Origin of the sequence: Chryseobacterium takakiae, assembly GCF_900129385.1 — a bacterium.
GTDB lineage: Bacteria > Bacteroidota > Bacteroidia > Flavobacteriales > Weeksellaceae > Chryseobacterium > Chryseobacterium takakiae.
This window is the reverse complement of the sequence record NZ_FQVO01000002.1, coordinates 64,319-88,936: the sequence shown is the minus strand read 5'-3', so window position 1 is coordinate 88,936 and position 24,618 is coordinate 64,319. Positions and strand designations below refer to the sequence as shown.

At 36.6% G+C, this 24,618-nt stretch carries 25 protein-coding genes; 13 read left to right on the top strand and 12 right to left on the bottom strand.

Annotated features, from left to right (window positions below):
• Nucleotides 1–26 precede the first annotated feature (26 nt).
• From BUA76_RS03490 to BUA76_RS03480, 3 genes are all read right to left on the bottom strand, one after another.
• Complete coding sequence (locus BUA76_RS03490) at nucleotides 27–890, bottom strand: MotA/TolQ/ExbB proton channel family protein (RefSeq protein WP_072883454.1); 864 nt, start codon at nucleotides 888–890, stop codon at nucleotides 27–29.
• A 240-nt stretch (nucleotides 891–1,130) separates the two neighbouring features.
• On the bottom strand, nucleotides 1,131–4,127 hold the full coding sequence (locus tag BUA76_RS03485) for a leucine--tRNA ligase (RefSeq protein ID WP_072883453.1): 2,997 nt from the start codon (nucleotides 4,125–4,127) through the stop codon (nucleotides 1,131–1,133).
• 185 nt (nucleotides 4,128–4,312) lie between these two features.
• Nucleotides 4,313–4,783: a lipocalin-like domain-containing protein gene (locus BUA76_RS03480; protein ID WP_072883452.1), complete on the bottom strand. Its 471-nt coding sequence runs from the start codon at nucleotides 4,781–4,783 to the stop codon at nucleotides 4,313–4,315.
• A 155-nt stretch (nucleotides 4,784–4,938) separates the two neighbouring features.
• Between BUA76_RS03480 and BUA76_RS03475 the strand changes: the two genes are divergently transcribed.
• From BUA76_RS03475 to BUA76_RS03465, 3 genes are read left to right on the top strand one after another with little or no spacing between them, the layout of a single operon-like run.
• Nucleotides 4,939–5,910, top strand: coding sequence for an acyltransferase family protein (locus BUA76_RS03475; protein ID WP_072883451.1), 972 nt, complete (start codon nucleotides 4,939–4,941; stop codon nucleotides 5,908–5,910).
• Between the two features lie 12 nt (nucleotides 5,911–5,922).
• Nucleotides 5,923–6,681 carry a glycosyltransferase family 2 protein gene (locus tag BUA76_RS03470; RefSeq protein ID WP_072883450.1) on the top strand — a complete coding sequence of 253 codons (759 nt, stop codon included), beginning with the start codon at nucleotides 5,923–5,925 and terminating at the stop codon, nucleotides 6,679–6,681.
• A gap of 8 nt (nucleotides 6,682–6,689) precedes the next feature.
• Nucleotides 6,690–7,316, top strand: a complete 627-nt coding sequence (locus BUA76_RS03465) for a deoxyuridine 5'-triphosphate nucleotidohydrolase (RefSeq protein WP_072883449.1) — start codon at nucleotides 6,690–6,692, stop codon at nucleotides 7,314–7,316.
• On the opposite strand, the gene BUA76_RS03460 is transcribed toward BUA76_RS03465, so the two are convergent.
• The 4 genes from BUA76_RS03460 to BUA76_RS03445 all read right to left on the bottom strand — a co-directional run bounded on the left by BUA76_RS03460 (nucleotide 7,308) and on the right by BUA76_RS03445 (nucleotide 10,460).
• Complete coding sequence (locus BUA76_RS03460; protein WP_072883448.1) at nucleotides 7,308–8,537, bottom strand: 3-deoxy-D-manno-octulosonic acid transferase; 1,230 nt, start codon at nucleotides 8,535–8,537, stop codon at nucleotides 7,308–7,310. The two genes, BUA76_RS03465 and BUA76_RS03460, sit on opposite strands and share 9 nt — an antisense overlap.
• 10 nt (nucleotides 8,538–8,547) lie before the next feature.
• Entirely contained in the window at nucleotides 8,548–9,015 is a 468-nt protein-coding gene (locus BUA76_RS03455) for a DUF1648 domain-containing protein (protein WP_072883447.1), read from the bottom strand.
• A 17-nt stretch (nucleotides 9,016–9,032) separates the two neighbouring features.
• Nucleotides 9,033–9,749: a C40 family peptidase gene (locus BUA76_RS03450; RefSeq protein WP_072883446.1), complete on the bottom strand. Its 717-nt coding sequence runs from the start codon at nucleotides 9,747–9,749 to the stop codon at nucleotides 9,033–9,035.
• A 63-nt stretch (nucleotides 9,750–9,812) separates the two neighbouring features.
• Nucleotides 9,813–10,460 (bottom strand): O-methyltransferase, encoded by a 648-nt coding sequence (locus BUA76_RS03445; RefSeq protein ID WP_072883445.1) that lies wholly within the window; start codon nucleotides 10,458–10,460, stop codon nucleotides 9,813–9,815.
• A 168-nt stretch (nucleotides 10,461–10,628) separates the two neighbouring features.
• On the opposite strand from BUA76_RS03445, the gene BUA76_RS19165 reads away from it, so the two are divergent.
• Entirely contained in the window at nucleotides 10,629–10,781 is a 153-nt protein-coding gene (locus BUA76_RS19165; protein WP_178337297.1) for a hypothetical protein, read from the top strand.
• Nucleotides 10,782–10,844: 63 nt separating this feature from the next.
• On the opposite strand, the gene BUA76_RS03440 is transcribed toward BUA76_RS19165, so the two are convergent.
• On the bottom strand, nucleotides 10,845–11,678 hold the full coding sequence (locus BUA76_RS03440; protein ID WP_072883444.1) for an OmpA family protein: 834 nt from the start codon (nucleotides 11,676–11,678) through the stop codon (nucleotides 10,845–10,847).
• Nucleotides 11,679–11,727: 49 nt separating this feature from the next.
• On the opposite strand from BUA76_RS03440, the gene tilS reads away from it, so the two are divergent.
• From tilS to BUA76_RS03410, 6 genes are all read left to right on the top strand, one after another.
• Nucleotides 11,728–13,089, top strand: a complete 1,362-nt coding sequence (gene tilS, locus BUA76_RS03435) for a tRNA lysidine(34) synthetase TilS (RefSeq protein ID WP_072883443.1) — start codon at nucleotides 11,728–11,730, stop codon at nucleotides 13,087–13,089.
• Between the two features lies 1 nt (nucleotide 13,090).
• Entirely contained in the window at nucleotides 13,091–15,154 is a 2,064-nt protein-coding gene (locus tag BUA76_RS03430; protein WP_072883442.1) for a protein-disulfide reductase DsbD family protein, read from the top strand.
• A 216-nt stretch (nucleotides 15,155–15,370) separates the two neighbouring features.
• Nucleotides 15,371–15,898, top strand: a complete 528-nt coding sequence (locus tag BUA76_RS03425) for an ExbD/TolR family protein (protein WP_072883441.1) — start codon at nucleotides 15,371–15,373, stop codon at nucleotides 15,896–15,898.
• Between the two features lie 60 nt (nucleotides 15,899–15,958).
• A complete protein-coding gene (locus BUA76_RS03420; RefSeq protein WP_072883440.1) occupies nucleotides 15,959–16,468 on the top strand; it encodes a hypothetical protein in 510 nt (169 codons plus the stop codon).
• Nucleotides 16,469–16,479: 11 nt separating this feature from the next.
• On the top strand, nucleotides 16,480–17,262 hold the full coding sequence (locus BUA76_RS03415) for an alpha/beta fold hydrolase (RefSeq protein WP_072883439.1): 783 nt from the start codon (nucleotides 16,480–16,482) through the stop codon (nucleotides 17,260–17,262).
• 1 nt (nucleotide 17,263) lies between these two features.
• Nucleotides 17,264–18,055 carry a patatin-like phospholipase family protein gene (locus tag BUA76_RS03410; protein ID WP_072883438.1) on the top strand — a complete coding sequence of 264 codons (792 nt, stop codon included), beginning with the start codon at nucleotides 17,264–17,266 and terminating at the stop codon, nucleotides 18,053–18,055.
• A 234-nt stretch (nucleotides 18,056–18,289) separates the two neighbouring features.
• Here the strand turns inward: BUA76_RS03410 and BUA76_RS03405 are convergent, their stop codons facing one another.
• On the bottom strand, nucleotides 18,290–19,297 hold the full coding sequence (locus BUA76_RS03405; RefSeq protein ID WP_072883437.1) for a DHH family phosphoesterase: 1,008 nt from the start codon (nucleotides 19,295–19,297) through the stop codon (nucleotides 18,290–18,292).
• Between the two features lie 237 nt (nucleotides 19,298–19,534).
• Here BUA76_RS03405 and rpmH point away from each other — a divergent pair, with 237 nt between their 5' ends.
• Complete coding sequence (gene rpmH, locus BUA76_RS03400) at nucleotides 19,535–19,693, top strand: 50S ribosomal protein L34 (RefSeq protein WP_007843334.1); 159 nt, start codon at nucleotides 19,535–19,537, stop codon at nucleotides 19,691–19,693.
• Nucleotides 19,694–19,844: 151 nt separating this feature from the next.
• A complete protein-coding gene (locus BUA76_RS03395; protein WP_072883436.1) occupies nucleotides 19,845–20,555 on the top strand; it encodes a cell division ATP-binding protein FtsE in 711 nt (236 codons plus the stop codon).
• A gap of 132 nt (nucleotides 20,556–20,687) precedes the next feature.
• Here BUA76_RS03395 and BUA76_RS03390 read toward each other — a convergent pair whose 3' ends face one another.
• The 3 genes from BUA76_RS03390 to BUA76_RS03380 are packed head-to-tail and all read right to left on the bottom strand — an operon-like array spanning nucleotide 20,688 to nucleotide 23,423.
• Nucleotides 20,688–21,383 carry a tRNA1(Val) (adenine(37)-N6)-methyltransferase gene (locus BUA76_RS03390; RefSeq protein WP_072883435.1) on the bottom strand — a complete coding sequence of 232 codons (696 nt, stop codon included), beginning with the start codon at nucleotides 21,381–21,383 and terminating at the stop codon, nucleotides 20,688–20,690.
• Nucleotides 21,383–22,837 (bottom strand): sensor histidine kinase, encoded by a 1,455-nt coding sequence (locus BUA76_RS03385; RefSeq protein WP_072883434.1) that lies wholly within the window; start codon nucleotides 22,835–22,837, stop codon nucleotides 21,383–21,385. Before BUA76_RS03385 ends, BUA76_RS03390 begins: the two co-directional genes overlap by 1 nt.
• Nucleotides 22,809–23,423: a riboflavin synthase gene (locus BUA76_RS03380; protein WP_072883433.1), complete on the bottom strand. Its 615-nt coding sequence runs from the start codon at nucleotides 23,421–23,423 to the stop codon at nucleotides 22,809–22,811. The genes BUA76_RS03385 and BUA76_RS03380 overlap by 29 nt, the downstream gene beginning before the upstream one ends.
• A 49-nt stretch (nucleotides 23,424–23,472) precedes the next feature.
• Here BUA76_RS03380 and pdxA point away from each other — a divergent pair, with 49 nt between their 5' ends.
• The gene (gene pdxA, locus BUA76_RS03375) at nucleotides 23,473–24,564 is read left to right on the top strand and encodes a 4-hydroxythreonine-4-phosphate dehydrogenase PdxA (RefSeq protein WP_072883432.1); all 1,092 of its coding nucleotides are present in this window, start codon (nucleotides 23,473–23,475) and stop codon (nucleotides 24,562–24,564) included.
• The last annotated feature ends 54 nt before the right edge of the window (nucleotides 24,565–24,618 follow it).

The window sequence follows — 24,618 nt, the reverse complement described above, 5'->3', positions numbered from 1 at the left end:
TTAGTGCAATTCTTTGCTGGAAATTCTTAGTTGAATTCAGCGAAAGACTGTTGGATACTCATTGCGATTTCGTCAATCTTATAAGTTAATCCGTCTATTTTAGAAGTAAAGAAGTTATAAAGGATGATAGCGATTGCTGAAGTACCGATACCTAAAGCTGTATTAATCAAGGCTTCAGAGATACCAGTAGAAAGTGCAGCAGCATCCGGAGTACCTCCTCCAGAACCTAATGCGAAGAATGCCTTGATCATCCCGATTACCGTACCTAAAAGCGCTACTAACGTTGCAACAGTACCTAAAGTAGAAAGGATCATCATGTTTTTCTCAAGCATTGGCATCTCAAGAGTAGTAGCTTCTTCAATTGCTTTGTTAAGCGCTACCATTTTTTGCTCTTTGTTAAGCGTAGTATCGTGAGATAAAGCTTTGTAAGTAGTAAGACCTTCTTTCACTACGTTTCCAACAGAACCTTGCTGTCTGTCGCACTCTTCTAAAGCTTCATCAATTTTGTTTTGGTTCAATAAGCTTCTTACCTGAATTACGAAGTTATCCAAGTTCCCTTTTCCAGCTGCTCTACCTAAAACTAAAGCTCTTTCAATTGAGAACACGATTACGGTTAGCATGAAAGTAATCAAGATTGGAACGATAACTCCTCCTTTGTAGATAATACCTAAGAAAGAATCTGGGTGAATGTCTTTTCCATCAACATCTGAAAACGCTACAGATCCTGAGCCTAATTTTTCAGCATCTTTAAAATTTCCAGGGCTACCCAAAACGAATAAATAAATACAAATTCCTATAGCTAAGATAATAGGAATAATAACAGCTGGGTTTAAACCTCCCGCTTTTCTAGCAACTACTTGCTCATCATTTTTTGAAACATTCATTTCCATATTTAACTAAATTATATTGTTTTAAAATTTTACAAGGTGTAAATTAAAGGCAAAATTAATTAAAATGCAAGAGTCTCAAATAAACATTTCTGTTTTTTTTGATAATAAAAATTTAATACGATTTCGATATTATAATTATTTTCTCTTTTTTTGGCAATAATTATTAAATTCATCAATTACGTTAAAAATTTAAAAAGATTGCACCTTTATTTTTTTTAATTTGCCAATGTTAATTTTTATTTAAATTACAATGTTCACAATCCTTCCCGGCACCACAATAATTTTCTTCGGTGTTTTTCCTTCCAGAAACTGTAGAATTTTTTCATCTTTCATTACTAAATCTTCAACATCTTTAGCTGAAAGCTGAGCAGATAATGCCAGTTTATGTTTTGTTTTTCCGTTAATACTGATCGGATATTCAATCTCATCTTCTACCAGGTAATCCTCGTTCAATACAGGGAATTTTTCAAACTCAATTGAAGCTGTATGACCGAGCAGACTCCAAAGTTCCTCACAGATGTGTGGCGCATACGGAGAAATGATAACGGCCAAAGGTTCCAAAATATTGCGTTTGTTGCATTTTATTTTTTGCAATTCGTTCACTGCAATCATAAATGATGACACAGACGTATTGAAAGAGAAGTTCTCAATATCATAAACAACCTTCTTTATCAAGGTATGCAAAACTTTGTATTCCGCTTTTGTAGGCTCTTCATCTGACACTTCAAAAACTTCGCCATTAAAATACAAATTCCAGAATTTTTTAAGGAAACCGTAAACGCCGCTCAATCCCTGTGTGTTCCAGGGTTTGGATTGCTCCAATGGTCCCAGGAACATTTCATACAATCTTAATCCGTCTGCTCCGTATTCATTACAGATATCATCCGGATTTACAACATTGTATTTTGATTTGGACATTTTTTCAACTTCACGTTCTGTGATAAATCTTCCGTCTTTCTCAAAAATAAATTCTGCATCAGCATAATCCGGTCTCCAGGCTTTAAATGCTTCCGTATCCAATTCATCGGATGTTCCTTTTAATAAGGATACATCGACGTGGATTTTATTTGTCTCAAAAATTACAAGCTCTACAGATTCTTCATTAGAAATATAGTCATTTTGATTTTTTAACCAATCAAAAAATATTTCTGTGGCTTTTTTATATTCTTGACAAGAAGAATCTAACTTATTATTCTTTATTAGATTCTTAGAAGCAAAAATTTGTAATGGGAAGTTTTCAATCCTTTTTTTAAAAGAATCATCTATATTCACATTAATCGAAATTAAAGCAGGGTTTATCCTGTACACAAACGCGCTCATTCCCAAAATCATCCCCTGATTGATCAGCTTCTGAAAAGGTTCATTATGATTAATATATCCTCTGTCCTTTAAAAACATGTTCCAGAATCTTGAATACAACAAATGTCCGGTCGCATGCTCGCTTCCTCCGATGTACAGATCAACCTGGCCCCAGTAATCAGCCAGGTCTTTTTTAACAAAAACATTTTCGTCATGCGGGTCCATGTATCGTAAAAAATACCATGAGCTTCCTGCCCAACCCGGCATCGTCGATAGCTCTAAAGGAAAAATTGTTTTTTCATCAATAAGATCCGTATCAACCACTTTTTGATTGACTTCATCCCACGCAAAAGTTTTTGCATTTCCCAATGGCGGATCTCCGTCTTCCGTCGGTAAATATTTTTCAACTTCAGGAAGTTCCAAAGGTAATGCAGAGGTTGGCAAAGTGTACGGCATTCCATCCTTATAATATATAGGAACCGGTTCGCCCCAATATCTTTGTCTGGAGAAGATCGCGTCACGCTGCCTGTAATTGGTAGTACCATGCCCGATTCCTCTTTTTTCGATGGCAGAAATAATCAGTGCTTTTGCTTCGTCATATTTCAGTCCGTTTAAAAAATCCGAGTTTACACATACGGAATCTTTAGAATCGAAAGATTTCTCCTGAATATCTTCATCGGTTTCTACAACCTTTTTAATTTCTAAATTAAATTTCTTTGCAAATCTGTGATCGCGTTCATCGTGAGCCGGAACTGCCATTACAGCTCCTGTTCCGTAACCCATCAAAACATAATCTGAAATATAAACCGGCATCCTTTCATTGCTGAACGGATTTAGAACATAACTTCCCGTGAAAGCTCCTGAAACATTTTTCACATCTGCCATACGGTCTCTTTCCGTTTTTTTGGACGTTTCTTCTATATACCCGTCAACTTCAGCTTTTTGTTCCGGAGTGGTGATGGTTTCTACCAAAGGATTTTCCGGAGCCAACACCATAAAAGTTGCCCCGAAAATAGTGTCCGGTCTTGTGGTAAATACTTCAATAACTTCATCAGGATGACTTTCAATTTCAAATTTCACCTGAGCTCCCTGGGATTTTCCGATCCAGTATTCCTGAGAATCTTTTAATGGCTGTGGCCAGTCAAGGCCTTTCAGACCCTGCAATAATCTCTCAGAGTACGCGGAAATTCTCATGCTCCACTGCATCATTTTCTTTTGAAACACCGGAAAACCTCCTCTTTCGGACTTGCCATCTTTTACCTCATCGTTTGCCAATACCGTTCCAAGTGCAGGACACCAATTTACGGTAGTTTCCGCTCTGTATGCCAGACGATAATTTAGAAGAATATCTTCTTTATCTATTTCGGAAGCCGTATTCCATTCTTCTGCCGTAAAATGAAGGTCTTCGGTTTGATTGGCATTTAAATCTTGGGTGCCTTTATGTTCAAAATGTTTGATCAAAGTGGAAATCGGTTCTGCCTTGTCTGTATTTTTATTGTACCATGAATGAAACAGTTCAATAAAAATCCACTGCGTCCATTTATAATAAGAAGGATCTGATGTTCTTACCTCCCTGCTCCAATCGAAAGAAAAACCTATTTTTCTAAGCTGCTCTTCGTATCTGTTGATATTCTTTTTAGTCGTTACGGCAGGATGCTGTCCGGTCTGTATGGCATACTGCTCAGCAGGAAGCCCGAAGCTGTCATAGCCTACCGGATGTAGCACATTGAATCCCTGATGTCTTTTATATCTCGCATAAATATCCGATGCAATATATCCAAGAGGATGTCCCACGTGAAGTCCTGCGCCCGATGGATAGGGAAACATATCGAGAACATAAAATTTAGGTTTATCAGTACTGTCGGAAGTTTTGTAGGTTTGATTCTCTTCCCAGTATTTCTGCCACTTTTTTTCTATCTGCTGATGATCGTAAAACACTTTTATAATTAGATGTTAGATGTTAGACTTAGATATATTAGATTAAATTCTTTTAACTCTAAAAATCAAGAATCACAAAAATAATGATTTTAGGAGAAATAGAATTAATTTTGAATTAAATATAAAAAAAACAAAATCTCATCCGGGGATGAGATTTTAAGCTTTTAATGAAAGAAAAACTTTTATTATTGAGGAATTCTCTTTAAAGTATAGGTCAGTGACTTGTATTCAGTAGGATCTGAAGTATCTTCAAATTTAACATTCATGGTCGTTTCATTAAGGGTAACCACGCTTCCTTTATCCGGCTCCACAATCCCCTGGTATTTTACCTGAATAGCTTTACTGTCTTTATCATAGGTGTAGGTAAAGGTTCTGTCAAAAGTAGGCTGACAGGTCCCAGGTGTAGCTCCGTCTCCGTTTTCGGTTCTTTTTCCCGAGCTTGCCGCAAACACCCATCTTGATGTCTTCTGACAGTCCGTATCAAAAGTAATGGCATCTGAAACAGGATCATCTCCTATAGGGACACTGGTTACAACCACTTTCATAGGCTGCCACGTTCCCACGATTGGATATTCCATGGTGTTATCGTCGTCGTTATTACATCCCGTCGCTACGAATAAAGATAGACCTGCAAATAGTAATGCTAATTTCTTCATGTATCAAATTTTTCAAGTGCTAAAATTATAATTTTTTTGATTTATTTAATAATATTTTGCAAAAAATAATTACAAACTTAGTTATTTTTAAAAATATTGAGGCTTAGAGGTATCTATATTGTAGGAAAAAGTTATTTTTGTATAAAACAACACAAATGATAACGAAAAATAATTTCGATTTTATCCGCGTTCTCCTTGCCTTCATTGTCTTCGTGGGGCACCTTGGAACGTTAAGTGCTTCCAAAGAACTGGAGATCCTTCATTACAGTCCCATTGAAATAGCGGTTTTCGGTTTTTTTGTAGTAAGCGGTTTTCTTATTGCGAGAAGCTACGAGCGTTCTTCAGGGTTAAAAAGTTATCTGAATAAAAGAATCAGAAGAATTGTTCCTGCCTATCTGTTGGTCGTTTTTCTGTGCGCCGTTTTATTAAGCCTTGTAAGTACTTATTCTTATACTGAATATTTCAGCAATCTCCAGGTTTATAAATATCTTTTCTGGAATTCTTTATTTCTGAACTTCAAAGCACCATGGTTGCCAGGCGTCTTCGGGAATCAGGCGGTAAACGGAGCACTATGGACCCTGAAGGTGGAAATGTCCTATTACTTCTGCGTTCCTTTACTTTTTCTATTGTTCGGAAAGAATAACAAGTACAGAAACACCAGCTTGGTGATTATGTATTTTCTCTCTCTTATTTATCTTAATTATTTCGAATCATTAGATAAAATGTCTGCTGCCAAACAGCTTCCGGGATCACTCTCCTATTTCATTCCGGGAATGCTGATCTATTTTAATTTCAATTATTTTATAAAGCACAAAAATACCCTTTTTATAATTGCCATCATCACAGTGTGGATTGATCTTATTTTTAACATTAAATTATTTTCTCCCATGATGATCGGCGTTATTGTATTATATATTGCTTACTCTTTTCCGTTTTTAAATAATTTCGGCAAGTACGGAGACTTCACATACGGGATTTACATTTTCCATTTTCCTATTATCCGTGTTTTTACCACACTTGGATTTTTCCAGGATTACAATCCTTATATAATGGCAGTTGTCTGCATGCTGCTTGTTGTTGCAGTAGGGATATGTTCATGGCATTTTTTTGAAAAAAAATTTTTATAATTATCTACACAGATGAAAGAACTTGTTTCCATTATTACACCCTCATACAATTCGGAAGAATTTATCGAGGAAACCATACAGTGTGTGCTTGGCCAGACTTACGAAAACTGGGAATGGCTGATTACAGATGATCTATCCCGGGATAATACTGTTACAATTATACAAAAATATGATGATCCCCGAATAAAACTTCAGGTTCTGGAGCAAAATGGAGGAGCAGGCAATGCAAGAAATAAAAGCCTTGCGCGAGCCAACGGAAGATATATCGCATTTCTTGATTCCGATGATCTTTGGCATCCGGAATATCTTGAAACCATGATTAATTACATGCAGAAATATAAAGCAGAACTCGTCTACTGCAATTATTCAAGGTGTGACGAGTATACCATGCAGCCTGTATTGAAAGATTTTCATGCTGATAAAATTGTAACCTTTTCAAATCTACTTAAAACCTGCCGACTGGCTCCTGTATCAACGATGTACGACACAAAACGAGTAGGAAAATTCTTTTTCCCGATAAAAAGCAAACGTGAAGATCATGTGATGTGGCTGAATCTCCTGAAGGAAATTCCGAAAGGCTATCCTTTACAGAAAACACTTGCCAAATACAGAATGCGCCAGAACAGTATTTCCCGAAAGAAAAAAAACATCATTAAAGATCAATACCTGGTTTACAAAGATTTTATGGGGTTTTCTACGATCAAATCTTTATACTATACTGCAAACTGGGCATTGAACGGAGTTTTAAAATATTCGAAAATTTTTAATTAAATTTAAAAATGGAATATTCAAAAGAATTCAAGGCTGCTCTCAGTAATTTTTCTCCATCAGAAAAAGACAAGCTTATTTTCAGATTATTAAAAAAAGATAAACTTCTGTCTAAAAAATTATATTTCGAATTGATTGATCCTGAAACCACTGACAATAAAAGGGATGCCATGGAAGAAATTGTTGAAGAAAAGGTAACACTTTCTTCAAAATATATCAGCAATCAAAAATATTTTCTGAGCATCATCCGAAAAATAAGTGCCGAAATTACGGAACATGTTAAAATAACTACTGATAAATTCGGGGAAGTAAGTCTTAATCTTTTGCTGATTAATAAGATTCTTGATTACAATGAAGATCTTGGCCGGCAGAGATTTGATAATGTTTATAAACTTTACCTTTATATCATTAATAAAACCGTAAAAGCATTGACTCTTACCAGAAAACTGGATGTGGATTACTGGATGGAAATTGATGAATACCTGGATGAACTGAAAGGCAAAATTCTTCAGAATCGTTATCTTTCAAAGCTTTTCATTAACAACGGAATAGATTTGAACTGGCTTACCAGCGATAAGATCCCTGAAAACTTCGACCAGATTATCAAAGAAATTAAAAGCCAAGGCTTTTTACGATAAGATCTTTTGCATAATCAACGCTGTTGATTCCGGTTTTTCATCAACAAATTTTTTGGACTTTTCAGACATTGCGTGAAGCATTTCTTCATTATTGATGAGGAACATTACAAAGTCTGCGGCCAAACCGGCATTTTCAAAAGATTTCCCACCATCTGCAGAGATCAGCTCATCTGCTTCGGGATTTTTACGGTAATGATTCCCGAAAATTACAGGAACTCCGAAAGTTGCAGCTTCCAAAATATTGTGCAGTCCGGCACTATGGAAACCGCCTCCAACTACCGCAATATCTGCATAAGAATATAATTTTGAAAGGAGACCAATATTGTCGATGATTAAAACCCGGGATTTAAAATCCATCTGACTTTCTTTAATTCTACTGTACAAAATAGCATCCGGGAACATCTGTTTCAGATGTTGAACTCTTTTAAGATCATGTGGCGCAATAATCAGTTTTGCATAAGGACTTCCAAGCAACACTTCTTCGGCCACTTTTTCTTCGGCCTGCCAGGAACTGCCAAAAACAACCGCTTTATCCTGCCCGATGAAGTCTTTAATAAATGGCACATGATTATCCTGGCTTTGAAGCTGCTTTACACGGTCAAAACGAGTATCACCTGTTACGGAAGATTGTGTAAGACCAATATTTTTAGCCAAAGCATAAGACATTTCCGTTTGATGAAAGAACCAGTCAATATTTTTCTGCAGCTGTTTTACAAACCATTTTCCGTGAGAAGTAAAAAATGATTGTGTATCATAGAAAAGCGCAGAGATTACATAAATTTTTGTTCCTTTTTTCTTAAGCTCTTCCAGAAGATTGTACCAGTATTCATATTTTACGGTGAAAAATAAAGTGATATTGAGATGAGATATAAATTCTTTTACCTTATTTTTTTCATCAAAAGGAAGATAGCAGATTACATCCGCAATATTCTTCTTTTTCACAACATTTTCATATCCTGAAGGCGAAAAGAAGGTGATAAGAATTTTATGATCTGAAAATTTTTCTTTCAGCTTTTCCAAAACCGGAAGTCCCTGCTCATATTCTCCCAGACTGGCTGCATGCATCCAGATTATTTTATCGCCGGCGGAAAATCCTGATTGTATTTTTTGCAACGATTCTTTTCTTCCGAGAACACCTTTTTTTGCTTTATCATTAAATAAAGAAAAGATCTTCATCCCGAAAATCAATAAGCTGATAAATATGTTGTAGAAAAAAGCCATCAATTGAATTTTATTTAAAAAGACCAACAAAGATGAACAGTATGACCAAGCTGCCGATAATGGAAAACAGCAGTGTAGAAAATGCTACCCGAGGTTTTGCATGATCATTGACTGAATACCTCAGCATATAATCCTGACTGTTTAAGAAAATCAGTGAAACCAAAAGAAACAGCCATCGCATAAAAATTACCATAATCAGAAACTGGGCATTTTCATTTTCCTCAGTAATCAGTACAGGATAATTGGCTGATTCGGGAATTCTTAAAAGAAATGCAAACAAAAAATAGATAACGGTGAGCACAGCAGGCATCAGGTAAAAAATTTTTTTATTTCCGAAATTATCTGCCTTCCCGTCGAAATCGAAATGAATGGGAATCGTCTCCGGTAATGCTTTATAATTTTTAATGCTGAACCACCATAGAAAAACAAGCAGTCCAAAATTCAAAATATCAAAAATCAGCAACAGAATATTCTCCATTTCAATTCATTTAAGAATTACAATATGCTTTTGATCACTCTCAATTTATGAGTATGTTTATTCATTTCTTTATTAAAAATCCCGGTAGAATCCAGTGTATCAATTCTTACTTTTCCCGAAGCATGAATAATTTTCTGGTTATCCAGCATGATACCCACATGAATAATTTTCCCTTCAGGATTTTCAAAAAAAGCAAGATCTCCCGGCTGGCTTTCTTCAACGAAAGTTAAAGATTCGCCCACATCCACCTGTTGCGAGGTATCTCTTGGTAATTTTATATTGTGAACTTTATACACGAGCTGCGTAAATCCCGAACAGTCTACTGCGAAAAAACTTTTGCCGCCCCACAAATACGGAACATTAAGAAATTCTTTTGCCGTTAAAGCGATACTTTCCCGCACATTATGACTTCTTCTGGATGCTACGACAGGAAATTCTACTTCAGAACCCATGGAAAGAAGTGTTTTTCCGTCGTTCATCATCACGGAGGCAAAATCTTCGGTCACCACTGTTACTTTTCTGGCAGCGAGTTCTTCATCGGTTACGGGTTTCAGCTGTTTGGTATCCATCCATCCTTCATATCCGTCGTAATGCATCTTTATCCTGGTCCAGTTTTTATTCACTTCGAGGATTTCGGCACTTTCGCCAAACAGGATTTCGGTCACAATTTCAGCTTTGTCTGAACTTTCCGCACGGACAGGAGCTACCGTCACAATACAAATTCCTTTATTCATAATTTATTAAAGGTTTAGATTGAGGATAAGGTAATAAATTTTAACCTTTCACTCTGCCTTATTCTATTTTCTGCGTAAAAAATTTACACCGTCCCGCAAAGGTAAAATAAGATTTTCAAAATCATCATCTTTTGCGATAAGATCATTGAGCTCTTTAATAGCCTGTGTAGCCTTCTGCTTCGGATTTTCTTCCAGTACTTTACCGTACCATAGCACGTTGTCGAACATTATTACTGACCCCGATTTCGTGCGCGGTTTAATCAGTCTGAAATATTCCGCATAATTTTCTTTATCAGCATCAATAAAAATGAGATCGAAGAATTGGGCGGTCTCATTTAAAAATTCTTTCGCATCCTGAAGCCTGAAATCAATACGGGTAGAATGTTCGCTTTCTGCAAAATATTTTTTAGGCAGATACGCCAAGTCTTCATTTACATCAAGAGTAGTAATCCGGCCGTTTTCGGTAAGTCCGGCCGCAAGGCAAAGAGTGGCATATCCTGTGAAAGTTCCTATTTCAAGGATATTTTCCGGCCGCATCATTTGGGAAATGATCGTCAGCAGCCTGCCCTGCTGGTACCCCGAGATCATGTGGGGCTGAGTCGTTTTCTGGTAAGTTTCTCTTCTCAGCTTTTTCAGGATTTCAGGTTCAGACGAAGCATGGGCTTCCAGGTATCGATCCATTTCCGGATTCTTTTCTTCAAAAAAGCTCATTCTACAAATTTTGTTGATTCAAATTTACTTAAATATACGCAAAAGGACAAAAAATCCCCGAATATTCGGTACCGCAGGTAAATGCACATAAAAATTACCGTGAAAATACGGATATCCTGCTGTTTGTAATAGCTGTACCTTTGGATCAGGGTAAAAACACTAACTAAAATGGATGCGGGAATCAAACAAATTAACCAAGAGAAAAAGAGCAATCAACTGCCAAAAGACAGGATTGATTCTCTGAAGAAAACTAAGCCGGAAATATCCACTTCATTTTTACAGCGAATTATTTCATTATTGAAAAAAGAAGAATTAATTTGATTAAAAACAATAAATCCCGAATTACTTCGGGATTTATTTGTTATTGATTGATGTTCGTTCTTATTATTTCTTCGGCGCGATGTCCATTAGTTTCATGAATTCATCAAGCTTAGGCATGATAATAATTTCCGTTCTTCTGTTTTCAGCTCTTCCGGAAACGCTCATGTTGGTTGCTTTAGGATTGTATTCTGATCTACCGCCTGCAGTGATCCTTGCAGGGTCTACTCCAAACTGAGTCTGTAATACTTTAGCAACGGCAGTACCTCTCAAAGCGGAAAGATCCCAGTTGTCTCTCGGCAAGTTCGGAGAGTTTAACGGAGCATTATCCGTGTTTCCTTCGATTAATACAGAATATTTGTCATAATCATTAATTACTTTTGCTACTTTTCCTAACACTTCCTGTGCAGCAGGTAATACATTGTAATCTCCTGTTTTGTATAGCATTTTATCAGAAAGAGAGATCATTACCACTCCTTTTAATACTTTCACCTGAACATCGCTGTCGGCTACATTATCCAAAGATCTTTTCAGTTTGTTTGATAACGCTAAATTTAAGCTGTCATTTTTAGCATTGCTTGAAATCAGCTGTTTGATGTAAGAATTTGAAGAATTGATTTCTCCCACCAGCTTGTCAATATTGGCAGAGCTTTTTCCTGTATTGGAAAGACATGCATCCAATGATGATTTTAAAGCATCATGCTGACTTTTCAACAGGTTATTTTCGCTTGTCAAAGCAGAGTTCTGAGACTTTAGATCCTGAATTTCTCTCTGTCTTTCTCCCACGTTCTCAATACATTGTTTGTAATTTGAGCTCAGTGCATCATACTGTTTTTTGCTGATACAAGATGTCATTCCCAACACCATTGCAGATACTGCTAAGATTTTAAAAATTTTCATAAATAATCATTTTTAGACGATCAAAGGTAACAAAATTCATTTTAATAATATGGATTATCTTTGCACAAAGAAATTCTCAGCATACATCTTGGAAACTTCAGACCTTAAAAATCAACTGCAAAATCTTGTAGCGGCTCCCGAAACAAGCACCTATCTCCTGGCGGTAAGCGGCGGTGCCGACTCTATGGTTTTGGCCCACATTTTTAATGATTTGGGATTACAGTTTCAGATAGCTCATATTAACTACAAACTGCGTGGTGAAGATTCTGATCTGGATCAAAAAGTGGTACAGGATTTTTGTAAAAACAACAGTATTAAATTTCATTTATATGAAGTTTCTGACAAGGATAACAAACCTGAAAATTCCATTCAGCTTTGGGCACGGGAACTGAGGTATGCTTTTTTTAGAAAAATCTGCGAAAAAGAAAACCTTGATTTTCTGGTGACCGCCCATCATTTGAATGACCAGCTTGAAACGTTCATTATTAATCTTTCTAAAGCAGCAGGAATAAACGGATTGGCAGGAATCCCAGCCAATGATAATACTATTTTACGGCCGCTTTTGTCTTTTAGCAAAGAAGAAATCTATGCTTTTGCAAAAGAACATCATATTGAATACCGCGAAGATCTTTCCAATCAGAAAAATGATTATCTTAGAAATAAAATACGTCATGACGTTGTTCCGAAATTACTCGAAACCCATTCGCATTTCCTGGAAAATTTTAAAAAAAGTTTGTTATACCTTCACCAGACAAAAAAATTTGTACAGCAGCAGATTCAGGAAATTGAAAACCAGATTACCGTATTTAACAAGTACCACAAAATTTTATCAAAGGAACAGCTTAGCAGACAAAGTGATTTCGTGAAATTCGAGATTTTAAGAAAATACGGATTTAATCAGGAAGAAGAAATTGCAAAAATCTTTACAGCGGAAAACGGAAGCGTATTTTTTTCAAAAGAATATCAATTGCTTGTTAATTATGGAGAACTGGCTATAAAAAAGCTGGATGAAAAGTATGATTTCAATAGTTCTGACAAAGAAATTGTTTTACTTGAAAAATTTGACTTTTCCGAAAACCAAACAGCAATTAATCTCGAAAATATAATGGAAAGCATTGAAGAAATCAATATTGAGTTCGACTGGGATTTCGATGCCGAAAAAATCAGGTTTCCATTGCAATTGAGAAGGCAAAAAGCCGGAGATAAATTTTATCCTTCGGGATTTTCGGGGAAAAAGAAAGTTTCCAAGTTTTTTAGGGACGAAAAAATATCTAATTTAGCGAGGCAAAAAATCTGGCTCCTTACAGACAGCGAAAATGCTGTACTCGGGGTAATCCCTTACCGACAGGACCGGAGATATGCAGGGAATGAGAAGTCCGGATACATTCTCAAAATTTTTAATAAGAAGTAAAATGAAATTTAAAAACTGGTTTTTATTAATTCTGATGTTTTTAGCAACAGGAATTAATGCGCAAATCAAAAATCCTGTAAAATTTAAATTTACAATCAACGAATTAGGAGACAACCAATATGAAGCTGTGCTGAATGCTACAATGGAAAGCGGATGGCATATTTACTCCAAAGACATTCCGGAAGACACGGGAATTCCTACTGAATATAAAGTTTCGGGAAAAAATATTGAGCTTATCGGAAAGTTTACCGAGGTCGGAAAGAAGCATGAAGAGTTTTCAGAAGCTTTCGGAGGGACGATTGTCTACTACTCCAATTCTGCCGGTTTTAAACAAAAATTCAAGCTTAAAGACGGCACAAAACCGGGCGATGTTGTCGCTGAAATCACGTATCAAACCTGTGACGACCGAGTTTGCCTTGCTCCGAACACATTGGAATTCAACAAACAGGTAACGCCAAAAGGTACAATTGAAGAAACCACAACTGAAACACCCGAACCTTCAAAAGACTCTGCAAAAACAGAAACTGCAGTAGTAACTCCTGTTAAAAGCAATGTGCCCGTTAAAGAAACATCAAAGCTGGATCCTAAACAGTTGAAAATAACATCGATCAATTTTGAGAAACCTCTTACTGATTGCGGTGTTGCCACTGAAAAAGTAGCTGAAAATTACTGGACGTATCTTCTTCTAGGATTTATCGGTGGACTTATTGCATTGCTTACACCATGTGTTTTTCCAATGATTCCACTCACGGTTTCATTCTTTACCAAAGGAAGCCTGAATAAAGCCAAAGGAAAAAGAGATGCTTTCATTTACGGATTTTTCATTTTCCTGATCTTTGTTTTACTGAGTGTTCCTTTTCATATTATCGATGGGATTGCAGGAAACATTTTCAATGAAATTTCCACCAGCGTATGGCTGAATATCGCATTTTTTATCATATTCATTTTCTTTGCAGGAAGTTTCTTCGGATATTATGATATTACTTTACCAAGCTCCATTGCCAACAAATCGTCAAAGGCGGAAGAAGCAGGCGGAATTGTCGGAATCTTCTTTATGGCGTTAACTTTAGTGATCGTTTCATTCTCTTGTACCGGTCCTATTTTAGGAAGCTTATTAGGAAGTGCAGTAACAGGTTCGGCTAATGTTCCTATGCTGTTAACATTTGCTCTGGCTGGTTTCGGATTGGCCTGGGCGATTATTTTCGGATTGCTGGCCTTATTCCCGCAGGCATTGCAAAGCCTTCCGAAATCAGGAGGATGGATGAATACGGTAAAAGTAGTTTTAGGATTCGTAGAATTGGCTTTAGCACTGAAATTTTTATCAAAAGCAGATTTGGTTTCCAAAACATTCCTATTGAAAAGAGAACTTTTCATTGTGATCTGGATTCTGGTGGCTTTAGGATTGGCATTGTACTTATTCGGGGTGATCAGATTTCCTCATGATGATAAAAAACCGAAAATCTCCATTACCCGAAAAATCCTCGGAGTTCTGGGATTGGGATTTGTAATTTACCTTGTTCAGGGATTAATTCCTTCAGAACGTCCGAAACTTCAGTTATTGAGCGGAATTTTGCCTCCTCTGAATGTCAGCTATTTTCATGATGAAAAAGACGGAATTCTAGGAATGCATCCTGAGCACGACTTCTTTAAAGCCGTGGAACTTGCCAAAAAAGAAGACAAACCGATTTTGATTGACTTCACCGGTTACGGTTGTGAAAACTGCCGTAAAATGGAAGAATTCGTATGGAGTGAAGGTGATATTTTACCAATCCTTCAGAACGATGTTGTTCTGGCTTCACTCTATGTTGATGATAAAGAAGAGCTGCCGGAAGATCAGAAAACAAAAATTGATCTGGGTGACGGACAGGTAAAAAAAGTAAAGACAATTGGTGACCGATGGAGTTTGTTCCAACAGGTGAATTTTAATAATAATTCTCAGCCGCATTATGTTTTAATAACACCAGACGGAAAAGTAATCAACACACCGGTTTCGGGATATATGCCTAAAGGGGATTTTAAAAAGTTCCTGGAATGTGGGGTTAATTATTACAAAAACAATAAATAATCGTTACGATGTAAAAGAACGAAAGCCTTTCCTCCATGCGGAAAGGCTTTTTTATTGTGTTGATTTTTAGAGAAATAAACAATATCTTATTTAAAGAATACAAAATTGCCATTGAAATAAGAAATCAGGTATATAATTTGTATTGAATCTACATAATAAGTATAAAATCGATACACTTATTTTAAAACCGTTTAACATTAAAAAAAACTAACAACTATGGCTGAAGTAATCGCACAAGAAAAGCAGGGAGGCAGCAAGCAAAGAAAAAAAATGATTCGCGTGGACATGACTCCAATGGTAGATTTGGGATTTCTCTTAATTACCTTCTTTATGTTTACCACGAATTTTACAAAACCTAATGTCATGGATCTGGGACTGCCCGCGAAAGATCCGAATCCAAACCATATAATTAAACCTGTAATAGATCCTCTGAATCAGGTTACATTTATTTTAGGAAAAGACAATCGAGTTTTTTATCATCAGAAAACGAAAGAAGATTTAGACAAAAGCAATTTAAAGGAAACCGATTTCAGCGGAATCAATATCACTAAAATCATTTCAAAAGCTTATAACAAGGCTCCTAAAAAAGAAATTTTTACCATTATCATCGAACCTACCGATGATGCCAACTACAAAAATTTCGTAGATATTCTGGATAATATCGCAATTTCCAAAAAGGAACGCTACGGAATAACCGACATCAAACCGTGGGAAAAGAAAGTTTACGACGAATTAACCAAATAAAAACTAAAGGGCATTTTCAGGATGCTCTTTTTTGTTTATTTTTGGATCTAATTTTATTCAATGAAAAACTTTTTAGCCGCTTTTGCTTTATCAGCTTTTATTGTTTCATGTTCCAAAAAGGAAGCAACTTCAACTACCGGCAAAACCGACAGTATAAAAATTATAGATTCAATTAACGCCGCAAGAACAAAGATCAACGACAGCATCAGATCTACCAACCATTTTAAAGATTTCAGCGGACCTCATAAACTCACTCATAATTCCATAAAAGGCTCAGGAATCATTTTATTTGAAAAAATTGATGGCGAAAGAGACCATTATAATATCTCCGGCGAGCTGAAATCCGGGAAAAACTTTCTTGAAATTAAAGGTTTTATGGCCGTTGTTTCAGATAAACATATGAATTTTACAGGAACAATTTCACAAAGCATTTCCGGAAACGAAAATGGAAAGACCGATCTTAGAAAAGGTACTAAAACTTTTATGTCCAAAGATGGCGGAAAAACATATCGTCTTCAGAATATGGTAAATGGTTCGGGATTTGTTGATTATATTGATATCCATTTTTAATTCCTGAAATTATGCTGAACTTCGAAAGAAAAGGAAACGGAAAAGAAACACTGGTTTTACTTCACGGCTTTATGGAGAATATTTCGATCTGGAGCGATATGGAACCGCACCTTTCCGAAAATTTTTCATTATTAAAAATCGATCTTCCGGGCCACGGACAATCCGAAATCACTGCTGAAGTTCAGACCATGGAGCTGATGGCGGAAGAAGTAAAAAAAGTACTGGACGATCAGAAACTGCAAAAGATTCATCTTCTAGGACATTCGATGGGCGGCTACATTTCTTTGGGTTTTGCCGAAAAATATCCGGAATACCTGAAAAGTTTAACCTTATTCTTCTCCTCCTATCTTCCAGATGATGCCGAAAAAAAAGAACAGCGCATCAAAAGTTACCGGATTATTGAAGATGCTTTTGCGCACTACGCCCGAGCCGGAGTACCCAATCTTTTCAATCCCAATGAACGGGATGTTCTGGAAGGCAAAATAGAAACCGCTCTTGAAGTTGCACTTTCTACCAATAATCTGGGCGCTCTTGCATCTGTAAAAGGAATGGTAGAAAGAACCGATAAAAGACATGTTCTCGAAAATCTTGACTGCAAAATTTTAGTTTTGGCCGGAAAACATGACAATGCGGTAAAAACGGAACCTATGATCAAAAATCTTCCCGACAGAACCAACATTAAATCTTATGTTCTGGACTGCGGACACAACGGACATTGGGAAAAGCCCGCCATCTGTGCAGAAATCATCAACACAGAGCTTCTTCACAATTTACCGAAACATTTAGTTTTATAATATGCTGGATTTCCTGTTCAAGAAAAAGAAACCGGTTATCGGACTTACACTTTCGGGCGGAGGAATGCGCGGAATTGCACATATTGCCGTTTTGAAAGCTCTGGAAGAATACCATCTTAAGCCGGATATTATTTCGGGAACCAGTGCCGGATCTATTGTAGGAGCCTTTTATGCTCTCGGAAAATCACCGGAAGAAATGATGGAGATTGTAAAACAGACCACTTTTTTTTCCAGGTCTTATTTAAAACTTTCCAAAAATGGAATCTTCAGCTCAAAATTTATTTTAAAATTATTTATGGATCATTTTCCTGAAGATGACTTCAAGGTTTTAAAAATTCCCGTATATGTAGCTGCAACCGAAATGACGCACGGAATTGTAGATTTTTTTTCAGAAGGAGAACTTTTCGGACCTCTGCTCGCCTCATCCAGTGTACCTTTTATTTTGCCGCCAGTAAAAATCGGTGAAAAAATCTATGTGGACGGCGGTGTTTTAGACAATCTCCCTATTGAACCTATTATTGATAAATGTGATTTCCTCATTGCTTCCCACGTAAACTCTATAAGTTATGACAGCCTTGAGAAAATGAGTCTGATGAAGGAATTCGACAGAATTTTACACTTAGCCATCGCCAAATCCGTTTACTCAAAAGCAAAATCGTGTGATATTTTTCTGGATCCGCCTAAGATGACCAAATTCAGCCTTTTCAATAAAAAGTTCCTTGATGTCATGTTTCAGGAAGTATATGAATATACCTGTAAAGAGCTTGAGGAAAAAGGATATTCGAGGAGTTAAAATTGAGGTTTAGAGTCTTAGAGTTATAGCGTTGAGAGTTTAGAGTATGTCATTGCGAGGGGCGGAGCGACGAAGCAATCTCTTCAAAAGAAAATTTAAATTCTTTGTCGATTATTTCTCAGGAATTTGATGATAAAATCAATAAGCTCACATTCAAATTCTTCACGCCACTTCGTTTTGTTCTGAATGATAGACACCCAACCTCCTGATTATGAACTTAAAACCCACTCAAAATCACAAACTTTCCTCAGCCTCAATTTTACCTTTGAATGTTTCAATGGTATCATGAAGAGATTCGTAAGATTTTCCTCCGGCAGCATTGATATGCCCTCCGCCGTTGAAATATTTTCTTGAAAATTGGTTAACATCCATATCATCCTTACTTCTGAAAGAAATTTTGATGAAATTTTCATAGAGATCTTCCATAAAGAAAGCCGCCATTTTTACCCCCATAATACTCAGTCCGTAATTCACAAAACCTTCCGTATCTCCTTTCTGGAAACCATATTCCTTCAGTTCTTCTCTGGTTAGATAAAGAACGGCTACTTTTCCGTCTTTTACCACTTCAATTCTTCCTAAAATTAAAGCCAATAAATGAAGGCGTGAAACCGTATTGGTATCCCAGGTATTTGAGGTAATCAAAGCAGGATCTGCTCCATGCTCGATAAGATTCGCGATAATGCGGTGGGTCGTTGCACTGGTAGAACGGAAACGGAATCCTCCTGTATCGGTCATGATTCCTGTATAAAGACATTCTGCTATATCTTTATCAACAAGATTTTCATCGTCTAAAGCTTCTATAAAATGATACACCATCTGGCATGTTGCAGGAATTACCGTATCCGAATACACAAAATCAAAATGCTCCGGTTGCTGATGATGGTCGATAAGAATCTTCTTTGCTTTTGCATTGGCAAGCCAGTCTCCTAAAATACCAATCCTGGAAGGCGCATTGAAATCAAGACAAAAAATAACATCCGCCTCACTGATCAAATCAGAAGCTGCTTTTCTTTTGTATTCCCCGATCAGAACTTTTTTGGCTTCCGGCATCCACTTCAGGAACTTAGGAAAATCGTTTGGAACAATTACTTCCGCGAAAATTCCTCTGGCTTTAAGATAATGCTTCAAACCCAGGCTGGAACCAATAGCATCTCCATCAGGATTATAATGGGTAAGAATTACGATTTTATTTTCCGGAGTAAGTAACGTATTGATTTCTAAAAGTTCCGCGGGTGTAAACATGAGATGTTTTTATTTTTTTCTGTAAATTTAAGTTTCCAAAGATAGAGCTTTTAAATAAATCATTAAGGATTATTTTTTTTCTCCTACGAATTCCCATCTGGTAAGGCTTCAAAATAATTCAATAAAAAATGAATGCAAAAATTTAAAAAAAAGACAGGTAAAATTTGTAACTTTTAAAAAATTACATATCTTTGCAACCTGAAAATTAATAGATAATTACGATTTAAACATATAGTAATGAGTAAAAGAACATTCCAGCCATCAGAAAGAAAAAGAAGAAACAAACACGGTTTCAGAGAAAGAATGTCTACGCCAAATGGAAGAAGAGTTTTGGCTGCGAGAAGAGCTAAAGGCAGAAAGAGTTTAACTGTAAGTGCATCACGCGCTAAGAGATAATCTTTTTATTATCATATACAAATCATGCTTGAAAAGAAGTTTTTCAGGCATTTTTTGTTGTTAAAATTTCCTAAAATTTAGGTTTCTAATCCTTCTTTTTCCTATTTTTAAAATCTCAAAAAATTTTAGAAAAAGTACTTAAAACTGAATTATGCCACATACACACATTGCCGGAGACAACATTATCAGCCTGCAGCACGCCAAGATTGCACAGAAAAATTTCACCGTGCTTTCTGATGTGAATCTGAACATTAAGAAAGGACGATTCTGCTATCTTATCGGAAAGACAGGCTCCGGAAAAAGTTCACTTTTGAAAACATTGTACGGGCATATTCCTTTAGCTTCAGGACACGGAGCTGTTGTCGGTTTTGATCTTGCTAAGCTGAGAGCTTCCGATGTTCCTAACCTGAGAAGAAAGTTGGGAATTGTTTTTCAGGATTTCCAGTTACTTTCTGACAGGACAGTAGAAAAGAACCTGAGATTCGTATTGGAAGCAACAGGATGGAGCGACAAAATAAAGATGGAAGACCGCATCAATGAAGTATTGGGAAGTGTAAATATGAAGAGTAAGAAGCATAAAATGCCTCATGAGCTTTCCGGTGGAGAGCAGCAGCGTGTTGCTATCGCGAGAGCTCTTCTTAACCATCCTGACTTAATCTTAGCAGATGAGCCTACAGGAAACCTTGATCCGGAGACGTCTAATGAAATTATGACTCTGTTAAAGCAGGTCGCCCTTGAAAACGGAGCCGCAGTAGTAATGGCTACTCATGATTACCACATGATCCAAAATTTCCCCGGAGAAGCGATAAGATGTGAGGATGGAAAAGTTTCCGTTCTCGATACAGCGGAATTGTTTGAATAAAATTCAAACCATTAAGAACAATTTAAGAAGTTAAGTGGTGGCTTTAAGAAAAATCAAATAGATTTTAAAAAGCGGAATAACACTTAAAACCCTTAACTCCTTAATAATTAGCTTAATAGTTAAAAATAGGTTTCATTTTCTAAAAACGTGAAACTCTTTGGTGAGTTCAAGATATTGGTCCGAGTATTGTCTCGGACTTTTTTCTATAATAAATTCAGATTCCAGCACATCAGTTTCAGATAAGGAAAACTCAAGAATCAGCCTTTTTACCTTTGAATTTTCGATTCCTTTTATATTAATCTTTCGGATCAGAAACATCTGGTTTTCTTCAGCTATCGCCAAGAAATCACTTCCTGCTTCAGTCGGAATTATTACCGACAGCACTCCTTTCTTTGAAAGCATTTGCGAAGATTTTGCAACAAGCTGGCGAAAATTCAGTTCCACCGTTTGCCTTGCAATTTTATCCTTTTCAGAATTGGAGGCTTCAAAATACGGGGGATTCGAGACAATGAGATCGAACATCTGTTCCGTTTCAAAATGTTTAAAATCCTGATGAATATTCTTTAACCTGGAAAAGAAAGGAGAGTTTTCAAAATTGCTTTTCGTGAGTTCAGCTGCATCTTTATTGATATCAATTCCTAAAAATTCCGCTTCTGAATTTCTCTGGGCCAGCATTAAGGAAATTAATCCCGTTCCTGTCCCTATTTCAAGAACATTGAAAGCGTTTCCAATATCCGCCAAAGCACCCAGCAGAACACCGTCTGTTCCCACCCGGAAGACTTCTTTCGACTGTTGGATTATAAATTGTTTAAACGTAAAAGGCTTCACTATAAATTCGTAGGTAAAGTAATGGTGAATGTAGATCCTTTTCCGACTTCGGATTTTACGGCGATTTCGCCTTTATAATCTTCGACCATTTTCCTTACCATAGCCAAACCAAGACCCATTCCGCTGTTTTTGGAGGTGAAATTAGGCTCAAAAATTCTTTCGTAAATATTTTCGGGAATTCCGATTCCGTTATCCTGAACAGAAATCATTACTCTTCTCTGATGCTGCTCTACATCAACATTGATAATAAGTTTTCGCTCGTCACTTTCCGCCTGCTTTGCATTGGTAACAAGATTGGTAATAATCCTGGACAAGTAAATCCTGTCCATATTAATCATGATATTGCTTTTATTGGAATGCATGAAAATACTGTCGTCATTGAAAACGCGAAGAATATCTTCTACTTCATTATTAAGATTAATGATTTCATTATTTTTCTCTGGCAGCTTGGCAAATTCTGAAAAGGCTGACGCTACAGTGGCAATAAGATCAATCTGATCAACCATGGTTTTGCTCATCTGTTTTACCTTTTCCCTGATATTCGGGTCTTCGGGATCAAACTTTCGTTCAAAATTCTGAATAGTCAATTTCATCGGCGTAAGTGGATTTTTCACTTCATGAGCTACCTGTTTTGCCATTTCCCTCCAGGCTTCTTCAGACGCTTTAAAACGAAGTCTTTCTTTCTGATCCTGAATTTGAAGAATCATCCTGTTATAAGCCCTCGCCAAAGCATTTAATTCATCGTTTTTATAATATCGAATCGGCCGCATTTCATTTTCAAACAGAGTGATTCTTGTAATCATATCCGAAAATTTGGTAATATTTTTTGCCAGGCTGTTAGACATAACCCAGCTGAACCATACACTAAAAAGGATCAAAAAGACATCAACAAGAATAATGTATTTTACATAGGTATTAAGAACATCAAGATAAGCTGATTCATTGTGATACAGAGGAATATACACAATTGCAATCGGTTCAAGATCATTATTTTTCAACAGGAGATAAGATGAGGTAAGCACAGCATCTTTAGAGGCATCATATCCTTTGATATCTACCCTGGTTTTGGTTGAAAGAATCCTGTTAACTATATTGATCGGAATCTTTTTCTGTTCTACCAGACTTTCTTCTTTATTTGAAAGTAAATAATTTCCTTTTAAGTCGTATAAAATAATGTCGTGCTGATTAATATCTGCAATCTCGAAGATTTTGTTTTCAAGAAGACTTGGAAGATCTTGTGTTTCGGTGTGTTTCATGCTTACCGCATAATCCAGATACCGGATCACCGCTCCCGTCTTTTCCTGCATATCAATTCTGCTTTTTGTAATTGAGTTTTCCCTTAAAACGAAATAAGGAACCAGCGAAGAAGCGACTACACTTAAAAGACATACCAATAAGAATCCGAAAAAGACACGGTTTCTTAGGCTATATCCTTTGTACATACTCATTGACATTCTGTTTATTAATTAACCTAGCAATATACTTACCAATTATGTCAAATTCTAAATTAACTTTGTCACCTTTTTTTAAATACTGCATATTGGTAAATTCCCAGGTATAAGGAATAATAGCCACGGAAAATTGATGGTCTTCACTTTTTGCAACCGTAAGACTGATTCCGTTTACCGTAATGGACCCCTGAGGAACAGTAACAAAACCGCCGCTACTATCATACGAAATAGTAATAAAGTAACTTCCGTCTTTGTTTTCAACATTTACTACTTCTCCGGTTTTATCAACATGTCCCTGTACAATGTGTCCATCAAGCCGTCCATCCATTTTCATGCAGCGCTCCAGGTTGACCACGGTACCCACTTCCCATTTTCCAAGGTTGGTTTTCTCTAAAGTTTCGTTGATTGCAGTTACCACATATTGGCCGCCGTTGATGTTTACAACCGTAAGACAACAGCCGTTATGCGCTAAGCTCTGATCGATTTTCAGTTCACTCGTAAAAGGACAGGTTAATGTAAAATCAATATTACTTCCGTTTTCTTCTATCTTCTCAATTACCCCTACCGCTTCAATTATTCCTGTAAACATATTATTTTTTGCTAAATTTGTAGTTTATTAATCTTCAAAGATAATCAAAATGAGCCCAAAAAACCATAAAGTACGAGTAGGAATTTCAATAGGAGATTTCAATGGCATCGGTCCGGAAATCATCATGAAATCCCTTGCAGACAAAACCATTACGGATTTTTTCACCCCTGTGATTTTTGGTTCGGGAAAATTATTCACTTTTCAGAAAAACATTTTCAAACTGAATCTGAATTTCAACTACATCACCGAAGCATCTCAGGCTCAGGCAGGAAAACTGAATATGGTGAATCTCGTAAAAGAAAACTCTTTGGTAGAGCTCGGAACACCAACAGAAGAATCTACTAAAATGGCTATTGATTCTCTTGAGGCAGCAACAGAAGCCTTACTAAAAGGAGAGATTGACGTTCTGGTAACTGCACCGATCAACAAGGATGAAATGGTAAAAATGGGCTTTAAACATGCCGGACATACAGGATATTTTGAAGAGAAATTCAACAAAAAAGGATTAATGTTTCTGGTAACGGAAGATTTGAAAGTAGCTGTATTAACGCATCACATTCCAATTGCACAGGTGGCTGAAAATATTTCCAAGGAAAAAATTAAAAAACAGATCCGTGTTTTAAACCAGACATTAATTGAAGATTTTAATATTTCAAAACCGAAAATTGCTGTTTTAGGTTTAAATCCACATGCAGGTGACGGCGGTGTGATTGGAAAAGAAGAAATTGAAATTATTGCTCCGGCTATCAAAGAACTTTCAGATAATGGAATTCTGGCTTTCGGACCTTTTCCTGCCGACAGCTTTTTTCAACCGGAAAAATATAAAAGTTTTGATGCGGTTTTAGCGATGTATCACGATCAGGGTTTAGCTCCATTTAAAACGCTGGCTTATGAAGAAGGCGTAAATTATACAGCAGGACTTCCTTTCATAAGAACCTCCCCGGATCATGGAACAGCCTACGATATTGCAGGAAAAAACATTGCTGATGAACGTAGTTTTACCGAAGCCATCTTCACGGCAATCACAATTTTCAGGAACAGAAGCGAATATAATGATCTGATGAGCAACCGACTGCAGCCGAGAAAAATGGTTGTAGATAACGGAATAGACGAAGATTTACCAGATGAAGCCGAAGCGTAAATCTTCAATATGGATTTTAAGTTAATTTGTTTTAGAATTTATTTGTTATTATAA